This window comes from Asanoa sp. WMMD1127 (assembly GCF_029626225.1).
Lineage (GTDB): Bacteria > Actinomycetota > Actinomycetes > Mycobacteriales > Micromonosporaceae > Asanoa.
On sequence record NZ_JARUBP010000001.1, the window covers coordinates 7,136,582 to 7,154,467 of the forward strand.

At 73.0% G+C, this 17,886-nt stretch carries 14 protein-coding genes and 1 pseudogene; 8 read left to right on the forward strand and 7 right to left on the reverse strand.

The window, feature by feature from the left end; genetic code table 11:
* Positions 1 to 53: 53 nt before the first annotated feature.
* The gene (locus O7635_RS34175; RefSeq protein ID WP_278084620.1) at positions 54 to 2,492 is read right to left on the reverse strand and encodes an AAA family ATPase; all 2,439 of its coding nucleotides are present in this window, start codon (positions 2,490 to 2,492) and stop codon (positions 54 to 56) included.
* 160 nt (positions 2,493 to 2,652) lie between these two features.
* Here O7635_RS34175 and O7635_RS34180 point away from each other — a divergent pair, with 160 nt between their 5' ends.
* Complete coding sequence (locus tag O7635_RS34180; protein WP_278084621.1) at positions 2,653 to 3,939, forward strand: S1 family peptidase; 1,287 nt, start codon at positions 2,653 to 2,655, stop codon at positions 3,937 to 3,939.
* A gap of 44 nt (positions 3,940 to 3,983) precedes the next feature.
* Here the strand turns inward: O7635_RS34180 and O7635_RS34185 are convergent, their stop codons facing one another.
* Positions 3,984 to 7,430, reverse strand: a complete 3,447-nt coding sequence (locus tag O7635_RS34185; protein ID WP_278084622.1) for a ThuA domain-containing protein — start codon at positions 7,428 to 7,430, stop codon at positions 3,984 to 3,986.
* Positions 7,431 to 7,560: 130 nt separating this feature from the next.
* Between O7635_RS34185 and O7635_RS34190 the strand changes: the two genes are divergently transcribed.
* On the forward strand, positions 7,561 to 8,058 hold the full coding sequence (locus tag O7635_RS34190) for a YcxB family protein (RefSeq protein ID WP_278084623.1): 498 nt from the start codon (positions 7,561 to 7,563) through the stop codon (positions 8,056 to 8,058).
* A 313-nt stretch (positions 8,059 to 8,371) separates the two neighbouring features.
* Positions 8,372 to 9,919 (forward strand): tetratricopeptide repeat protein, encoded by a 1,548-nt coding sequence (locus O7635_RS34195; RefSeq protein ID WP_278084624.1) that lies wholly within the window; start codon positions 8,372 to 8,374, stop codon positions 9,917 to 9,919.
* A gap of 437 nt (positions 9,920 to 10,356) precedes the next feature.
* Here O7635_RS34195 and O7635_RS34200 read toward each other — a convergent pair.
* Positions 10,357 to 10,905: pseudogene (locus tag O7635_RS34200) on the reverse strand (GNAT family protein); the annotation flags it as partial.
* Positions 10,906 to 10,952: 47 nt separating this feature from the next.
* Here O7635_RS34200 and O7635_RS34205 point away from each other — a divergent pair.
* On the forward strand, positions 10,953 to 11,567 hold the full coding sequence (locus tag O7635_RS34205) for a TetR/AcrR family transcriptional regulator (RefSeq protein ID WP_278084625.1): 615 nt from the start codon (positions 10,953 to 10,955) through the stop codon (positions 11,565 to 11,567).
* Here the strand turns inward: O7635_RS34205 and O7635_RS34210 are convergent.
* Positions 11,530 to 11,865 (reverse strand): transcriptional regulator, encoded by a 336-nt coding sequence (locus O7635_RS34210; RefSeq protein WP_278084626.1) that lies wholly within the window; start codon positions 11,863 to 11,865, stop codon positions 11,530 to 11,532. The genes O7635_RS34205 and O7635_RS34210 overlap by 38 nt on opposite strands.
* Positions 11,862 to 12,560 (reverse strand): hypothetical protein, encoded by a 699-nt coding sequence (locus O7635_RS34215; protein WP_278084627.1) that lies wholly within the window; start codon positions 12,558 to 12,560, stop codon positions 11,862 to 11,864. The genes O7635_RS34210 and O7635_RS34215 overlap by 4 nt, the downstream gene beginning before the upstream one ends.
* Positions 12,561 to 12,647: 87 nt before the next feature.
* On the opposite strand from O7635_RS34215, the gene O7635_RS34220 reads away from it, so the two are divergent.
* From O7635_RS34220 to O7635_RS34235, 4 genes are all read left to right on the forward strand, one after another.
* The gene (locus O7635_RS34220) at positions 12,648 to 13,484 is read left to right on the forward strand and encodes an META domain-containing protein (protein WP_278084628.1); all 837 of its coding nucleotides are present in this window, start codon (positions 12,648 to 12,650) and stop codon (positions 13,482 to 13,484) included.
* A gap of 102 nt (positions 13,485 to 13,586) precedes the next feature.
* Entirely contained in the window at positions 13,587 to 14,159 is a 573-nt protein-coding gene (locus O7635_RS34225) for a CDP-alcohol phosphatidyltransferase family protein (protein WP_278084629.1), read from the forward strand.
* Complete coding sequence (locus O7635_RS34230) at positions 14,156 to 14,638, forward strand: hypothetical protein (RefSeq protein ID WP_278084630.1); 483 nt, start codon at positions 14,156 to 14,158, stop codon at positions 14,636 to 14,638. The genes O7635_RS34225 and O7635_RS34230 overlap by 4 nt, the downstream gene beginning before the upstream one ends.
* 22 nt (positions 14,639 to 14,660) lie before the next feature.
* A complete protein-coding gene (locus tag O7635_RS34235; RefSeq protein WP_278084631.1) occupies positions 14,661 to 15,278 on the forward strand; it encodes a hypothetical protein in 618 nt (205 codons plus the stop codon).
* A 65-nt stretch (positions 15,279 to 15,343) separates the two neighbouring features.
* Here the strand turns inward: O7635_RS34235 and O7635_RS34240 are convergent, their stop codons facing one another.
* Both O7635_RS34240 and O7635_RS34245 read right to left on the reverse strand, forming a co-directional pair.
* The gene (locus O7635_RS34240) at positions 15,344 to 15,799 is read right to left on the reverse strand and encodes a hypothetical protein (RefSeq protein ID WP_278084632.1); all 456 of its coding nucleotides are present in this window, start codon (positions 15,797 to 15,799) and stop codon (positions 15,344 to 15,346) included.
* Between the two features lie 75 nt (positions 15,800 to 15,874).
* Positions 15,875 to 17,824: an ATP-binding protein gene (locus O7635_RS34245; RefSeq protein ID WP_278084633.1), complete on the reverse strand. Its 1,950-nt coding sequence runs from the start codon at positions 17,822 to 17,824 to the stop codon at positions 15,875 to 15,877.
* Positions 17,825 to 17,886 lie beyond the last annotated feature (62 nt).

Genomic DNA, 17,886 nt, shown 5'->3' on the forward strand with positions numbered 1-17,886 from the left:
TACATCTGGCGCCGGCGGTCGCGGCGATGGTCATCGCGAATAGGGGTCCCCAGCTAGCCGACGCGGGCGCACAGGTCGAGCAGGCCGGCCGGGTCCAGCCTGGCACCGTGGCGGCAGCCCGCCGCGAAGGTCGCCTCGCCCAGCGCGGCCCGCGCGGCCGCCGCGGCCTCGTCGCGTTGCGTCCGGATCCGGGCCGGGGGCGGGCGGCGTCGCAGCGCGTCTCCGGCGCCGATCAGGGCCGCGGCCCCGGCCGGGTCGCGGTCGACGAGGTGGCGGGCGTGGGCGTGGAACGCGTCGGCGGCCTCGTCGCGGTCGCGGGTGTTGTGCTCGAGTGTCGACGGCAGCGCCGTCCGCAGTGCCCGTGCCGCGCCGGACCGGTCACCGGTCGCGTGCCGCACCACGCTGACCCGCAGGCCCACGATCGCGGTCATCCGGCGGTCGTCGCCGCCCTCGCCGGCCAGCAGCGTCTCGGCCCGGTCGACGGCGGCCAGCGCCGCCTGCGTGTCACCGCGGCGCAGCGAGGCCAGCGCGGCGGTCGTCTCGGCCAGCGCGGCCAGCCGCAGGTAGCCGGCGGACCGCAGGAGTGGCACCGCCTCGGCGGCGTGGGCGCCGGCGGTGGCGGGCTCGCCGAACTCGAGCGTGATCTCCGCGAGGTTGTAGAGGCTGCGGCCCAGCTCCATCGCGCCCGCCCCGCTGCGGCGCTTGGCCGCGAGGGCCGCCCGCTGCTGGCGTTCGGCGTCGCGCGGCCGGCCGAGCTCGACGGAGACCGCGGACAGGTTGTTGAACACGCGGCCGATCATCGTCACGTCGCCGGCCCGGCGCGCCGCGACCAGCGCTGCTCGCAGCAGCGTCCGGCCGGCGACCGGGTCGCCACTCTCCACAGTGGTCTGCGCGAGCAGGTTGAGCGCGGCCGCGCGGACGAGGTGATCAGGGCTCACGAGCGCCTGCTCGGCGAGCGAGACCGCCCCGGTGAGGTCGCCGCGCAGGGAGGCCAGGTGTCCGGCGCGGACCCACGCCATCTTCGGGCCGTGGACGGCGAGGCGGCTCAGCAGGTCCTGGCCCTCGCGTAGGCGGCCGGTCGACTCCCAGAAGCGGCCGAGTGCCGCCGCCGTCGCGTCGTCGACGAGGTCCGGCTCGTGGGTGGTGGCCCAGCTGACCGCGGCGCGGACGTTGGCGGCGTCCCGGTCGTCGACGGCCGGGCCGCGCAGCATCCGCACGGCCAGGGCCCGGGAAACCCGCTCCTGGTCGGGGGAACCGCGCAGCTGCTCGCCGGCCAACTCGGCCATCGGGTCGGCGAGCAGGTAGCGCGAGGTGGCCGCCTGCGCCGCGACCCGGACCAGCGTGATGTCGACCAGCTCGGTGAGCGTGGTCAGCACCCAGGTCGGGTCGCGGCCGAGCGCCTCGGCGACCGCCTCCACGTCGCCGAGGCGGGCGCCGCCGGCGAACGCGCCGAGCCACCGGAACAGGGTTCGCGCGTCGGCGGAGACCACGTCGAGGCTCGCCTCGATCGTGGCGCGCAGCGACCGGTGCCGGGCCGGCAGGTCGCGGGCGCCGTCGGCGAGGACGGCCAGCTGACGGTCGAGGCGCTCGGCCAGCTCCGCCGGGTGCAGCAGCCGGACCCGGGCGGCGGCGAGCTCGACGGCCAACGGCAGGTGGCCGACCCGGCGGCAGATGCGCGCGACCGCGGGACGCGTGCCGGCGTCGAGCACGAAGTCGGGCCGTGCGGCCGCCGCACGCGAGGCGAACAGGGCCACCGCGGCGTCCGCCGGCAACGGGTCGAGGGCGAACAGCCGTTCCCCGCGTACGCGCAGCGCCCGCTGGCTGGTGACCACCACCGTGAGGCCGGAGCAGCGGCGCACGAGCGCGGCGACCTCGGACGCGGCCGCCACGAGCTGCTCGAACCGGTCGAGCAGCAGCACGACGCGCCGCTCCCCCAACTGGGCGGCGACCCGGTCGACCGGCGCCAGGCGCGAGGGTCCGCAGCCGAGGGCGTCGGCGACCAGCTCGCCGACCAGCTCGGGCTCGCGCACCGCGGACAGGTCGAGCGCGCAGACGGCGAGGTCGGTCCGGCCGCCCAGGGCGACCGCCAGCTCGGCCACCAGCCGCGACTTGCCGATGCCGCCCGGACCCGTCACCGTCACCAGGCGGTGGCGGGCGCCGGCGACCAGGTCGAGCAGCGCGCGCAGCTCGGCGTCGCGACCGATCAGCCGGTCCGGCGAGCCGATCGGCCGGCCGGGCGTGGTGGAAGAAACGGACGCGCCCGGCACCGCGGCGGCGAGGAACGCGCTCAGGTCGTCGCCGGCGAGCTCCAGCGCGCCGGCGACCAGTCGGGCCGAGTGGGTGCGGGGCGCGCGGACGCCCCGCTCCAGGTCGCGGATGGCGCGCTCGCTCAGCCCGCTGCGGCGGGCCAGCTCGCGTTGACCGAGACCCGAACCGGCGCGGTGCCGCCGCAGCAGCTCGGCGAAGCGACCCACGGGCGCCACGGACAGCATCCGACCATCCTCGCAGCGCCGACCGTCGATGCTGGCGCAGCTTCGGCTTCCCGACACCGCACCGGCAGTTCACCGGCAACTCCGCCGGCCGCGGGCCCGCCGCGACCCGCTCGGGCTCCACCGTGGGACCACCACCGAACACCACACAAGGAGAACCAGCATGAGAAAACCACTGGCCGTGGCCGTGGCGGCGGCACTCGCCATCGTCGCCGGGGCCACGCCCGCCGGCGCCAACGACGACGACCCGGGACCAAGGCCGCAGCGGCCGCCCGTCACGACACCGGGTCCGCTGCCGGACAAGCCGCCCGCCGTCGGCCCGGTGTCCAAGGAGGACCTGCCGGCGGGGTTCGCGTCCTGGGAGGCGATGTTCGACGAGCAGCACCGGCTCAACGACATCGCCGACCGGATCATCGCCGCCGGTGGTGCCGGCGGTGGTGCCGGGTACGCCGGGATGGTCGTCGACCCGACCCTGCACGACGTGCGGCTCTACTGGAAGGGCGCCCTGCCGGACGCCGTGGCCCGGGCGGTCGAGGCCGGCCGCGCGACGGCGCCGGTCCGCGTCTACCAGGCCGCCTACTCCGACGAGGAGCTACGCGCCGAGGCCGCGCGGTGGATCGCGTCCGGGCTGGTCTCCGACGCCTACCCCAAGGCCGACGGGAGCGGGGTCACGGTGGAGGTGGCCGGCGCCGCCGCGGTGCAGCTTCCGGGTGGCGCCCGCACGACGTACACGATGAGATATGGGCAGGGTCCGGTGGTGCCGCTGGAGGGTGAGCCGGCGACGGCGTCGACCTTCTACCGGCAGCAGGACACGTCGCCCTACTGGGGCGGTGCGCAGTTCCGCCGGCCCGGCAACTGGGTCTGCACGACCGGTTTCGCCGTGACCGACAACGAGGGCTACCCCGGGATGCTCACCGCCGGACACTGCGGCACGCCGGGAGAGGCGATCACCACCAACTGGGGTCCGCAGAACCCCATCGGCCAGGTGTGGTGGGACTGGGACTACCAGGACATCGCGCTGATCTGGATCTACTCGGACGTGCAGGGCCGGGTCTACACCGGACCGTGGAACTCCAGCTACGGCCGGTCGATCAACTCGGCGAAGACCAACTACGTGGGCAACTACGTCTGTGTCAGCGGTGCGACCAGCGGTGAGCACTGCGCGGTCAAGGTCTACTACGTGAGCCCGTCGGACGTCACGGTCAAGGCGGAGCGCACGAAGAACGGCGCGTGCGCGGCCGCGCACGGCGACAGCGGCGGCCCGGTGATCTCACAGTCCACCGGCGCGGCCTTCGGGTACGGCATCATCTCCGCCGGCCAGAGCTCCGTCGACACCTGCGAACCGGGCCCGTTCGGCGCGAACGACGGCTACCACAAGGTGCACTTCAAGGGTCTCAAGTTCGCCCTGAACCACTTCGGCGCGACCCTGCGGACCCACCCGTACTACTGATCGGCGTGGCCGGCCATGAAGGAGCTTCATGGCCGGCCGCTCGCTCACGACACGGTGATCGTCACGCTGCTCGAGTGGGTGGCGCCCACGCTGTCGGTCAGGGTCAACCAGGCCGTGTAGGTGCCGGGCCGGGAGTAGACGTGGCTGGCCGTGGCCGCGTGGACGGACGGGGTGTTGTCGCCGAACCGCCACTCGCGGTCCACGATGGTGCGCCCCGGTGGCGGCGCCGACGTGCTGCCGAACGCCACGGTGAGCGGCCGGGTGCCGGTCGTCGGCGTGGCGGTGACCGTCAGCGTGGCGCCGGTCTCGGCCTTGACGCCGCGGCCGTTGAACCGCAGCCAGTCCAGCGCCATGATGTCCGGGTCGCCCGTCTGACCGGCTTTCACGAACCGCAGATACAGCGGGAACGTGCCGCCCGGGTTGGTCAGGGCGACGGTGGGTGAGATCAGGTTGTCGTACCCGCCGGTGCTGTTGATCGTGGCCGTGCCGATCAGGGTGCCGGTCGGTGAGCCGGCGCGGAACTCGATCGTGCCACCGGTGCCGCCGGACGACGCGCCGACCGTGACACCGCTGATGCCGGTCAGGTTGACCGGACCGAGGTTGATCCAATCGCCGTTGTCGAGGTCGCCGAGCCGCCGGCCGGCCTGGGCCGCGGGCCGGTCGAGGACGCTGACCCCGGACTGGGAGTCGAAGTGCTCCGCCTCCGTGCTGCGCGGCTGCAACGCGACCTGGGTCGAGCCGGTCAGCGCGGGAATGCCGCCGGTCGCGCCGGCGTCGGTGTACTGCGCGCTGACCAGCTGATAGAGGTTGGCGCCCGGCCCGTGCCCGTCACCGCCGCCCGACTCGGTCACCAGCGTGCCCGCACAGCCGACGTAGTTGTCGAGCGGGTGGGCGTGCGCGTCGTGGCCGAGCAGCGTCTGCACCACGACCCGGTTGCAGTCGATGGACGTGTCCTCGGGATCAGAGACCGTGACGGTGTACGGGATCCGGTCGCCGAACTCGAAGAAGCCGCCGTGCGGGATGGTGATCGTGACGGTGGGCCGCGTGTTGCCGACGGTGATCTCCGTCGTGGCCATCGCGGTCAGCCCGCCGGCGCCCGTGACGGTCAGCCGGGCGGTGTAACGGCCCCGCGTCCCGTACGAGAAGGTGGGATTGGCGACCGTCGAGTCGGTCGTGCCGTTCCCGTCGAAGTCCCACGCGTAGCTGACGGCCCCGGTCGTGCCGGCGCTGGAGAACGTCACCGCCAGCGGGGCGGGGCCGGAGTCGCGGCTGGCCGTGACGACCGCGACCGGCGGCACCCCGTTGGCGACGTAGTCGATGCGGTAGATGCCGGCGCCCTCGTTGGTGCCGCCGCGCCCGCTGCCCGAGCCGGCGCCGAAGTCCATGACGTAGAGCGAGCCGTCCGGCCCGAACTCCGCCTCGAAGGGCTGGATCCAGCTCATGCCGCTGAAGATCGTGTTGATCGACTGGAGCCCCCCGACACTGGTCGGCCCGAACCGCGGGTCGGTGAACGTCTGCGCGGTCTTGTTGATCGACAGCGTCTTCCACCACTTGCGGGTCAGCTCGTAGACGATCCACTTGTTCTCGAAGTACTCCGGGAACTTCGACAGGCGCGGGTTGGCGGGGTCGTAGTCGTAGACCGGGCCGCCCATCGGGCCGCCACCGCCGGTGCCGACCTCGGGGAACGGGGTCGAGGCCGAGTAGGCGTACCAGACGAGGGCCGGGCGGGCCGCCGGCAGGTTGGTCAGGCCGGTGTTGTTGGGCGAGTTGTTGACCGGCGCGGCGCAGTTGAACAGCGGGCCGGAGGTCGAGGTCGCGAAGTTGTAGTCGTTGAAGGGGATGTTGTTGCCGATGCAGTACGGCCAGCCGTAGTTGCCGGCGCTGGTGACCCGGTTGAACTCGACCGTCCCCTCTGGACCGCGGTTGGCGTTGGCGGCGGTCGCGTCGGGCCCGTAGTCGGCGACCATGACCGCGTTGGTGTGCGGGTCGACGGTGATCCGGAACGGGTTCCGGAAGCCCATCGCATAGATCTCCGCCCGGGTACGCGCGGTCCCCGGCGCGAACAGGTTGCCGGCCGGGACCGAGTACGTGCCGTCCGCCTGCGGCCGGATTCGCAGGATCTTGCCGCGCAGGTCGTTGGTGTTGCCGGAGGTGCCCTGCGCGTCGAAGGCGCGCCGGCCGGACCGTTCGTCGATCGGCGTGTACCCGCTCGACTCGAACGGGTCGGTGTTGTCGCCGATCGCCGCGTAGAGGTTGCCGTCCTTCCCCATCGCGATCGACCCGCCCATGTGCGAGTTGGCCCGCGCCTCGCCGCGCAGCGTCGGGATGGTGAGCAGGCGTTTCTCGGAGCTGAGGGCGATCGACGAGCCGGTCACCGTGAACCGGGAGAGGTTGAGCTGGTTGAGCGTCCTGTCGGACCAGAGCAGATAGAGCCAGTTGTTGGTGGCGAAGTTGTTGTCGATGGCCAGCCCGAGCAGCCCGTCGGACTGGCTGGTCTGCGCCGGCGTGTAGGCGAAGTCGATGAGCGTGGTGACCGCCAACGTGCTCTGGTCGATCACCTTCACCGCGCCGGTCCGCTGGATGTAGAACACCCGCCGGTCGGGCGCCACCGCCAGCTCGAACGGGTCGGCGAGGTTCTGCGTGACCAGCGGCACCCGCTGGAACTTGTTGTTCTGGGTGGCGCTGCAGTCGCCGGCGACCACGCCGGCCGCCCACTCGATCCCGTAGCGCAGATGGTCGAGGAAGAACGGCTCGCTGAACGACGAGATCGAGTGCCCGCCGGCGGTGAACCATGACCGCCCGCCGTCATAGTTCTGGCACCACGAGTACGCGTGGTCGACACCCTCGTCCAGGCCCGGGATGCCGTCGCGCACCTTGATCTGGGCGAGCGTGTGCACCCGGCCGGTCGGGTTGGTCCGCCAGTTGTACCACTCCTCGCTGCGCTCCCAGAGCTCCGGAAGGTTCTTCGTGGAGGGGTGCGCGCGGTCGAGCACCTTGATCCGGCCCGGGTAGACCCCGCCGGTCGCGCTGAAGTCGGGGTGCACGTCGAAGATCGTGCCGACCAGGCCGTCGTACCAGGCCCAGTCGCGCTCGCTCGCGCTCGCCGCGTGCAGCCCGACCCAGCCGCCGCCGGCCCGGACGAAGTTCTGCAGGGCGGTGCGCTGGGCGGCGTTGAGCAACGCGCCGGACGCCGGTGTCGAGTTGGTGTTGTTGAAGACCAGCGCGTCGAAGCGGGCCAGGTTGGCGTCGGTGAACGCGGCCGCGTCGGTGGTCGCCTCCACCTCGAAGTTGTGTGCCGTGCCGAGCTGCTGCACGGCGGCGATGCCGGCCGGGATCGAGTCGTGGTAGAAGTTCGTGACCTTGGAGAAGACCAGCACGCGGAACCGTGGCGCGGCACTGGCGGGGCTGGCGGGGCCGATGACCACCGCAGTCACCGCGAGCGCGAGGGTGGCGACGAGGGCGAGCAGCCGGGGACGGCGAGTGCGACTCATGGGGCGCTCCCGAAGCAAGGGACGGGTGGGAATAGCGCTGTGCGTCCGCCGACGGGCTCAGCGTAGGCGATCAATAGGTCGGAATCAATGCCCGCCCGACTGACGGGCCCGCGGGCACTATCGTTCTGGTGTGCAGATCCGTTTCGACGTCCCGGCCGATCCCGCCTACCCGGGCCGCGTGGCCGCCGTGCTGAGCAGCGAGGGGCACCGGAGGTACGCCTACGTCGGCGCGGTGCTGGGGTTGGTCGGCGCCGTCGGCCTCGCGCTGTCGGTGGGGTTCGACGCGGGCGAGCAGCTCCTGCCCCTCTACATAGCGCTGGTCCTCGGCGGCCTGCTGGCGATCGCGTACGCGCCGCTGGTGCGGTGGCGGGCCCGCCGCCGCTCCGGTCGCTACGCGGTCGACGGCGGCTACGACATCACCGACGACAACATCCTGATGCGCAGCGGTACGGAGTCCGGCGGCATCGCCTGGGCAGGCGTGAGCCAGGTGGTGGAAACGCCGGAGTTCTGGGTCGTGTACGTGGGCCGCATGCCGGCGACCGTGATCCCGCGCCGCTTGATGTCCACCGAGGACGATGCGACGTTGCGCACCTTCATGGCCGAACGAGGGCTGCTCCAGCCTCGGTGACCCCTCCCCCGCGCAGGGGAGGCGAACCCCGCCGGCGGGGGAAGGTCGCGAGCCGGCGCGCTGAGACGGTAACCCTGTTGCCACCGTCTCTACCGGGGAGCGCCGCGATGACCAGCACCGTCGGACCCACCGCCACCACCGGCCGCCGCCGCAACCTGCTCGACCTGACGTCGCAGGAATGGGCCCGACCCGCACGGCCGCGTCGCTCCCGGAGAACCTGGGTGATCGCCGGTCTCGGCGTCGCGCTGGTCGCTGCCGCCGCCGCGTCCGCCTCCGGCCGGGACACCGGCCCGGCGCGCCTATATTCACTCGCATGGCGTTCGCGGCGTGGCGCAGGCGGAGCAGGTCGGTTCCGCAGGAGCAGGAACGCGTCAAGGAGCTGGTCAACGAAGCGGTAGGGCTCGAGCTGGCCGGGCGCATCGGCGCCGCGGTCGATGCGTGCCGACACGCCGTCGAGGAGTTGCGGCAACTGGCGCGGCGGGACCGCGGTGCGGCCCTGCCCATGCTCGCGTTGGCACATCGCAACCTGTCCGAGTTCCTGTCCAGCGCGGGGCGAGCCGCTGAGGCCGTCGCCGCGGCCGAGGACGCCGTGCGGACGGCACGGGAGCTCTACGCCATCGACCGGTGGCAGCACGAGGAGATGCTCGTGAAGGCGCTGGCCATCCACAGCAAGCGGTTGGTGAGCGCGGGCCGGCCCGCGGAGGCGCTGGTGCCGGCCCGCGAGGCATTGGCCCTGTCGGACGAACCGGCCGACGCGCTGCTCGCGCGGATCCTCGAGGCGTACGCGATAGCCCTGGCGGCGACCGGGCAGGAGGCCGAGGCGCTGGCGGTCAGCGGTCGCGGCCTGACCGTGCGGCGCCGGCTCGCCGCCGATCAGCCGGTTGGCTCGACGCCGCAGAACGAGTTGGCGCATGCGTTGGGCCTGCATGCCAACCGGCTGTACCGGGCCGGACGGTGGCGCGAATGCGTCGAGACGAGCGCCGAATCCGTTGCGCGCTTCCGCGAGTCGGCCCGGACGGACGACGAACTTCCCCGGGCGTTGCGCAACTACGCCGTCCACCTGGCCGGCGTGCGCCGCCCGGAGGAGGCCCTGGCGGCGGCCGAGGAATCCGTTGGGCTCGCGCGCGATCTCGTCGAGGTCGAGCCGGCGCATCGGAACCTCCTGGCAACCTCGTTGAGGGCGTACGCCGGACGGCTCTCCGAACTGGGTCGCGGCGCGGAGGCGACAGCCGCGGACAGCGAGTCGGTCGAGATCTACCGCGAACTCGCGGCCGGTGACCGCAGCGCTTATCTGGCGGAGCTGGCGGAGGCGATCGCTGGCCTCGGAGCGGTGACCGAGGACGACGAAACCAGCCTCGCGTTGACGGAGGAGGCGGTGATGCTGTTGCGCGAGCTGGCCGCCGGCGACCGTGCCGCACACGTGCGCGACCTGGCGCTCGGGCTGTCGAACCTGGCCCGCAGGTTGGCCGCGAACGGCCGCGTCGAGGAGGCGCTGGCCGCCGGCATGGAGGCCCTCGACCTCGAGCGGGAGGCCGCGACCAGCAACCGGCCTTCGATCGTCAGCCGGCACGCGCGCACCCTGGGCTGGGTGGCGGCCCGGCTGGACGAGGCGGGGCGGGTCGACGAGGCACGAGCCTACGGCGCGCAGGCCGTCGCGGTCGCGCGCGAAGCGCTTGCCGCCAACCGCGCGGCAAACCGTGGAATCCTGGCCGCCGCGCTCGAGGATCAGGCCGCCCGGCTGATGGGGCCGCGCCGGGGTGCCAAGCGGGCGACGGCCCGTCCACGAGACAGGAACAAGCCAGGCAGCCCGCAGGCGATGTGGCGCGAGGCGCAGCGGCTCTGGGCGGAGGACGACGACTAGTTGACGCCAAACCCGGTTCAGGCCGGGTCGTCGTCCCAGGCGAGTGAGCTCATTCGCCAGCCCGACGGGGTGTTGACGAACTGGGTCGTCTTCCTTCCCTGGCCCTCGAACCACTCGCCGTTGAGGTAGCCGGACTTGCGGTATCGGCTGAACCGGTGCGCGATCGTGCCGGAGATCTCCGTCGTCTCCGACGTTTCCCACTCCTGGAACTCCGTCAGCGTGCCGTCGGTGAGGATCTTCTCCCGAGGTGCGACGAACTGGGCGAGGTCGTGGACCACCGGTGTTCCGCCGACGTTCTTGATGATCACTCCCTCCGGGATGAACACCGAACGGATCGCCTCGACGTCGGGTCGGGCGCCGCCGAGATTGGTGAAGGCGCCCATGAAACGGGCCATCAGGTCGTCCAGCTCCGCCTTCGCGCCGGGGGACGAGGCGGCGCGGCGGGCTCGCCATTCGTCGGCCAGCACCGACCAGATCTCGAGGTCCATCCGTCCGCCGGCGCCGTCCGGGTAGACCTGACGCAACGTGCCGTCGTGGCTCATGCCGAGCCGCCGCGCGACCGCGATGCTGCGCTCGTTGCCCGACCTCGTGCGCCACTCGACGCGGGCGATGCCGCGTTCGTCGACGGCCCAGTCGATGATCCGTTCGGCGGCCCGGGTGATCAGGCCGCCGCCCTGTGCGCCGGGTTCCAGCCAGCAGCCCGCTTCGCAGAGGCCGAGCGCGGCGTCGAACGAGACGAACATGACACCACCGACGAGCTCGCCGGCGCGCCAGATGCCCCAGATCCCGCCGTCGTCGCGGGCGCGCCGGTCCGCGTACCCCTGCAGGACCGTGCGCGCCGATTCGAGGTCGCCGGCGACGAAGCGGGCCGAGACCCACGGCAGGATGTGCGCGCGGGCCCGGTCCAGGTGGGCGAGGAACTCCTCGGCGTGCCAGGGCTCGAGCGGGCGCAGCACGGCCGAGTCGGTGAGGGGCAGCGCGAACATCACGACCTCCGTACATAACAAACGTTTGGCATGTACGCTAGCAGACCATGAGCCCCGCTCCCACCGACCATGACTCCCGGCGCCAGGACGTCTCCGAGGCGGTGTGGCAGGTGCTGGCCGAGCACGGCTTCGGCGGGCTGACCATGCGCGCGGTCGCGGCGGCGTTGGGCTCGTCGACCGGGCTGGTCACCCACTACTTCGCGGGCAAGCGCGAGCTGATCGCCCACGCCCTCGACATCCTGGAGACCCGCACCGCCGCCCGACCTCGGCAGGCCGCTCCGGCGCCCGGACTGGCCGCGCTGCGCACCCAGATGCTCAACATCCTGCCGCTGACACCGGAAGGGGCGGCGATGAACCGGATCTGGGTCGGCTCGTGGGACCTGGCGCTGTCGGACCCCGACCTGTTCGCCGCGCAGACCCTGCGCTACGAACGCATCCGCGCCGGCCTGCGCGCCGCCGTCGAGGAAGCGCAACGGCGCGGCGAGCTTCCCGACGGTGACGCGAGCCGGCTGGCGACGACCGTGCTGGCGTTCACCCACGGCCTGGTGGTGCAGGCGCTCTTCGATCCGCGACTGCTGCCGGCGAAGACACAGAAGCGCCTGGTCGACGACTTCCTCGCCGGGCTCACCGCCCGGTCGGACCGGTCTCGACCCGCGCGATGAGCTGCTTCAGCCGCTCGATCTCCTCGGCGAGGGCGGCGTCACCGGCGGCGGTGAGCGTGATCCAGGTGCGGCCGCGCTTGCCCTCGTAGCCCTTCTCGATCTCGACGAGACCGGCGCTCTCCAGCACGGCGAGATGCTGGGACAGGTTGCCTGCCGTCAGCTCCAGCTGTGTGCGCAGATAGCCGAACTCGACCCGGCGGGCCTCGTGCGCGATCGTGAGGATGCCCAGCCGGACCCGCTGGTGCACCACGTCGTCCAGGCCGGTGACCGGGTGGGCGGCCGCGCCCTCGGCGGTCACCGTCGCCGCCTGCGGGCCAGCGCGAACCCGACCGCGCCCAGCAGCAGGTAGCCGCCGCTGACCACCATCGCGGGGATGAAGTCGGTCAGGTAGCCCCAGTGGGCGCCCCAGCCGAAGTCGATCGGCACGAGCACGACCGCCAGGTAGCCGAGCGCGAAGACCAGCAGCGCGAAATGGCGCTCGAGCCAGGCCAGCACCAGCAGCGCGACGCCGATCGTGCCCGTCGGCGCGATGAGCCGGTCCAGCACCATCACCCACGACGGCAACGGTTCGCTCGGCGGCGCGTTGTTGCTCCAGTAGATCCCCGCGGTCAGCCACGCGGCGGCGGAGACGACGGCCAACCCGACACCGGTGAGCACGTACGGCAGGACGCGCGCGCCGAGGCCGCGGGCGCGGGTGGCCCGCACGGCGTAGAGGGCGATGCCCGTGTAGGCCAGCAGCAGCGCGGGCAGCCAGTAGAGCCCGCGGTCGAGGCCGCGCAGGTGGCACGGGTCGTTGCCCTCGGCGAACACACCCGCGCAGTCGGCGTGCAGCGAGAGGGCGTGGGCCGGGATGGCCAGGAACGTCACGACGGCGAGGACCAGCAGCGCGACGCCGGTCACGCGCTGGTCGAGCCGCACGCGATGGGCGAGCGCGCGCACGTCGGCCAGCAGCCGCCGGGGATCGCCGGCAGCGGACACCGATTCAGTGGTCATGCCAACAGGTTTCCATAACAAACCAATTTTCGCCAGTACGAGTCTGCGCGCACGGAGCCGATGCGGCGGCGCCACCGTCCCATCCGTATGCGTGTGACGGTCGCGTTGGTGTTGGTGGTGCTGCTGGGCGGGTGCGCTGGGGGCGACGGCACGGAAAAGGCCTCCGCACCGCCGAACGCGGACCGACTCGCCCAGGTCGAATGGCGGCTGACCGAGATCGTCGAGCCGTCCAGAAGCTGGCAGCCGCCGGCGGACGCCGAGGTCCGGCTGCGTTTCGACGGCGCCGGCGGCTGGAGCGGTGAGTCGTGTAACCACTACCAGGGCTCGGTCCTGGTCGACGGCGCCACGCTGTCGTTCAGCGGGGGCGCCGGAACGGACATGTTCTGCAGCGGCGTCTCCCGCACGCTGGAGCAGGCGTTCCTGGGGATGATGCGAGGCGATACCGGTTGGCTCGTCGAAGCGGGCGAGTTGCGGCTCGACCAGTCTGACGGCTGGGGGCTGCGGTTCAGGGTCGTCGACCAGCTCTATCCCGGCCGGGGCATCACGCCACTCCTGCAAGGTCACCATGGCACGGCCGAGTACCGGCTGGGCTGGTCCGCCTGCACCCCCGAGATCTGCCTGCAAGCGGACTGGCGGGTCGCACCGGGGAAGCCGTGGAGCACGGCGGGGCGGGCAGACTCGCGGCCGTCCCTGTCACGCATCCAGGCCGACCTCGGTGGCGTGGCGCTGGTCGCGGCGGTCGCGCCACGTGCCGCGGCCCGCGTCGTCTACCGACCGGCACCGACCGGCGTACCCGTCGATCTGACGCTGTTCGACATCCCGGGAGTCTCGATGGGACGCGTGTCGGCCGGATTGGTCGAGCGTCCCTCGGGCACGTCGTCCTGGACCGCCCTGGACAGGCAGGGACGACCACTCCCGTGGTGACCAGCTAGCCGGAGGACGTACGCCCGCGGGCCGATCCACGCACGCTCGACTGCCATCCGTGGCCCGATGCCCTCGCCGGGCGCCGGCCGGCACGGTTGCGGTGTGCTCAGGTCGCTCGCGAACGTTCCCAACGCCATCACGCTCGTGCGTACCGTGGTCGCCGTCTGTCTGGCCGCCGCGGCTATCACCACCGCAAGCACCGCGTTGCTGGTCGCGGCGTACCTCAGCTACTGGGTGGGCGACACGCTCGACGGGCTCGCGGCCCGGGTGCTGAGGCAGGAGACCCGGGGCGGCGCGGTGTTCGACATCCTCGCCGACCGGGCCTGCACCTCCGTCTGCGCGGCCGGTCTGCTGACGGTCCGGCCCGACATGGCGGTGCCGATCACCGTGTTCCTCATCCAGTTCATGGTGGTGGACAACCTGCTGAGCCTGGCGTTCCTGCGCTGGCCGCTGCTGAGCCCCAACTACTTCGACCAGGTCAGCCCGCGCATCCACCGCTGGAACTGGTCACCGCCCGCCAAGGCCGTCAACACCGGCGCCCTCGTCGTGTTGGTCGCGGTGAGCCCGGGGCCGATCGTCCCGACGGTCCTGGCGCTGGCGGTGACCGGGGTCAAACTGGTTTCCCTCCTGGCCGTTTTGCGCCTGCCGGATCCCCGTGCGCCGGGCCCGGCATGATCGCCGTCTGCGGGACCGCCGTCCTGGTCGGCTTCGTCTCGGCCGTTCTACCGCTCACACCGGTCGAGCCCTATGTGGTGGCCGCTGTCGCCGCGACTGATGAGTCGGCACTGATCGTGGGGATCGCCGCCGCGGCCGGCCAGACGGCCGGGAAACTGCTCCTGTTCCTGACCGCCCGCGGCGCGCTGCGGTCGACCTGCCTCCGCCGGCGGCTGCCGAAGCCGGCGGCGCGGCGACCACCGCGCAGGACCCGGCGCCGGGCCGCCGCGGCGCTCCGACGCCTGGACCAGCCGCGCCAGGCCGTACCCATCCTGTTCGCCAGCGCGGTCACCGGCCTGCCGCCGCTGTTGGCCACCAGCGTCTACGCCGCCCGCACCACGATGAGCGGCACCGCGTTCAGCGTCACCTGCCTGGCCGGCCGCGCGATCAGGCTCAGCGCGCTGGCCTCGGCGCCCCACCTGCTCGGCATCCTGCATTGATGGGATCGAATACGCTTGATGCGTGGATGCGCAGACGGTGGTCACGACGATCACTATCGCCATATCTATCACCTCGCTCGCCGTCTCCGGGGCGCTCACCCTCCGGCAGGTGCGCACGGCGACCGACGGCTACGCCCTTCCCGTGGTGCTCAACGTCTTCAGCCAGTTCCGCTCGCAGGAGTTCTTCGAAGCCCAGCAGTACGTCCTCTACCAGCTCAGGAAGGACTTCCCGGAAGTCGCCGCCTACACCGCGCTGCCGTTGGAGGCGCGATCACAGGTCCGCGCGGTCGCCGGTCTCTACGACGACCTGGGCAAGTTGGTGGCCCACGGGATCGTCAAGGAAGAGCTCGTCATCGGCTCGAACGGCATCCACGCCAGACGCATCTGGGAAGCGGTCGAGCCCTTCGTGCTCGAGGAGCGCCGACAGCGCCGCAGCAACCTGTGGATCTATCTGGAGGATCTGGCCTACCGCTCCACCCGGACACCGCCGGCGACCATCCACGCGAAACTGAAGCTCCACCGGTACGTGGCGCCGTCCGGCCCCGGGCAACCGGGTCCCGGCCCGAGCGGCCCCACCGTTCCTCCGCCACGATCACGAAAGCGGGCGATCGACCGCGGCGAGCACGAATCTCCGCCGTGACGCGGCCGCCCTCAGGCATCAGGTGACCACGCTCGATGTCGCCGCGGCCGTGCGAACGGAGCGGCCTACTTGGTGTCGGTCGCGCAGGCGGCGCGCAGCTTGTTGCCGACGTGGGCGAGCGTCTCCCTGGCCTCCTCGACGGGGGTGTCGTCGGCCGGGTCGGCGATCTTCTGGATCGTCGCCGCGCCGTCGGCCAGCGTGTTCGCCGGCGCGTACGGGCGGCCCGACATCTCCACCAACGTGTCGGCCCACCGGGTCAGCCCGGTCCGGATGTCGCTCTCCGCCGCCTCGACCGCGGCCCGGTCGCCGGCGGCGGTGGCCTCCCGCAGGCTGGCCGCACCGGACTCGAACGCGGCCAGGCCGTCCTCGTTCACCACCCGGGCCTCCACGCAGTTTGCCCTTCCTACGTCCGCGACGTAGTCGGCGGGCGGGGCCGCCCGGCCGCCCGCGGCGCCGGAGTCGCACGCGGTGAGCGCCAACCCGGACAGCATCACGGCAGCGGCGAGCAGCAACCGGCGCACGGCGGACTCCTCAGGTCTTCCCGACTCGGCAGCGTCGACCATATGCCGACCACCGGGTCGCCCGCTGCCCCGCGATCATCGGCGGCGGGGCACCCAGAACTCGACCTCGGCGCCCTCGCCGGGTCTACTGTGGATCGTCGTCGTGCCGCCGAGGTCGGTGATGCGGCCGCGCATCGACTGGGCCACGCCGAGCCGGCCCGCGCCGGCCGCCTCGGGCAGCCGCGCCGGGTCGAAGCCGACGCCGTTGTCGCGCACGGTGACCCGTACGCCGTCGTCCTCGTCCTCGAGTAGCAGCCACGCCCGGGCGTGCGGGCCCGCGTGGCGGCGGACGTTGTCCAGCGCCGCCTGCACCGCGGCCGTCAGCTCGGCCACGACCTCGGGCGGCAGCACCACCGGCTCCGCCGGCGCGGCGACCTCGACCACCGGCGACGCCAACCCGGTCAGCGTCGCCCGCAGGTCCCGGTCCGGGCCGGCAGCGGTCGCGCCCCCGGTGAGCAGCGTCCGCAGCGCCACCTCCTGCTCCCCCGCCAGCTTCGCGAGCTCCGACCCGCCCGCACCCAACTGCGCGCCCTGCCGCTGCACCAACGCCAGCACCTGCAACACTCCATCGTGGATCGGCCGGGCCAACCGGTCCCGCTCGGCCGCCGCGGCCTCCTGGCGGATCAGCTCCGCGCGTTTGCGTTCCGCCCAGCGTTCCGCGATGTGGTGGGCGACGCCGAGGCCGCCGATGGCCGCGGCCGCCGCGAGCAGGAGCACCGCCGAGGTGGTCAGGTGATAGGCGGGGTTGAGGTAGGACGACTGGGGCACGCCGTCGCGCAGGTAGGTCACCTGGACCGTCTGCAGGCCGCCGGTGGCGAGGACGCCGGTGAGCGGGCCGAGCACGGCCGGGATCGCACCCCGCGGGGCGAGCACCGGCGCGGCCGCGCCCGCGACCGCCGTGCCGGCCGCCGTGACCAGCACCAGCAGCAGGAGGCCGGGGACGATCCGATGCTGTTCGGCCAGCTTCTCCGGTTGCCCGGTGGTGGCGGCGTACGCGATGAACAGCGCCGTCGCGGCGGCGGCGGCCAGGGTGGCGGCGAGCGGCACCCGCCACCGGGTGACCGCGGCCAGCGCGCCGATCGCCGCGCCGGCGAGGGCGGCCAGCCAGCGCGTGGGGCCCGTGTAGGCCAGGGCCGTGAACGCCAGGATCAGCGGCGCCGACATCGCGACCTGGACGGTGGCGACCGCGAGCGCCGCGGACAGCGACCAGAGGCCCGCCACCGCCGCGAGGACGATGCCGACCGCCAGCGTGATCGCGCCCATCACCGCCACCACGGCCATCGGGTGCCGGTAGAGGGACATGAAGCTGACGTCCAGCAACGCGGCCAGGCGCTCGGTGGTCAGCAGGGCGAGCGGTAGCTCCAGGCTGATCGCCAGGCCCGCCGCCACGACAAGCCGCCAGCGCTGCCAGCCCGGCGGTCCGGCCGCGGCGTCGTCACCCCGCCGGTGCCACACCAGGGCGGCCGCGATCGCGACGAGGCCCAGGGCGGTCATGACGGCGTGCCAGGTGGCGCGGGACGGAGTGGTGATCAGCCAGCCCGCCCCGACGATCGCGGAGCCGAACAGGCGCGACCCGACGGCCAGCGCCGCGGCGGCCGCGCCGAGACCCGGCGCCCCGCGGCTGAACAGGCTCTGCGCGCAGGCGAGCACACCCACGAGCGCCAGGGGGTACGCGGTGCGCAGCGCGACCGACACGCCCAGCGGATAGGACGTCGCGGTGGCCAGGCCGGCGACCTCCACGACGCTGACCAGTCCGGCAGCCGCCAGGAGGTAGGGCCACCAGCGCAACAGGCACAGTGCGACGACGGTGGCCACCACAGGCGCCGCGGCGTAGAGCCAGCCCACCCCGTGCCAGCCGCCCCCGCCGGCCGGCCCGACGACGAACGGCGCCACGGGGCTGTAGGCGGGCGAGGCGGCCACGGTCAGGAGCAGGCAGCCGCCCAGGCCGGCGAGGGCCACCCACCAGAGCCGCGCCTTGTCCGTCACGGCGTCGATGATGACCGATCCGGCTTCGGCGCGGGGTCCCGGCGGACGGCCGGCGGTGGCGT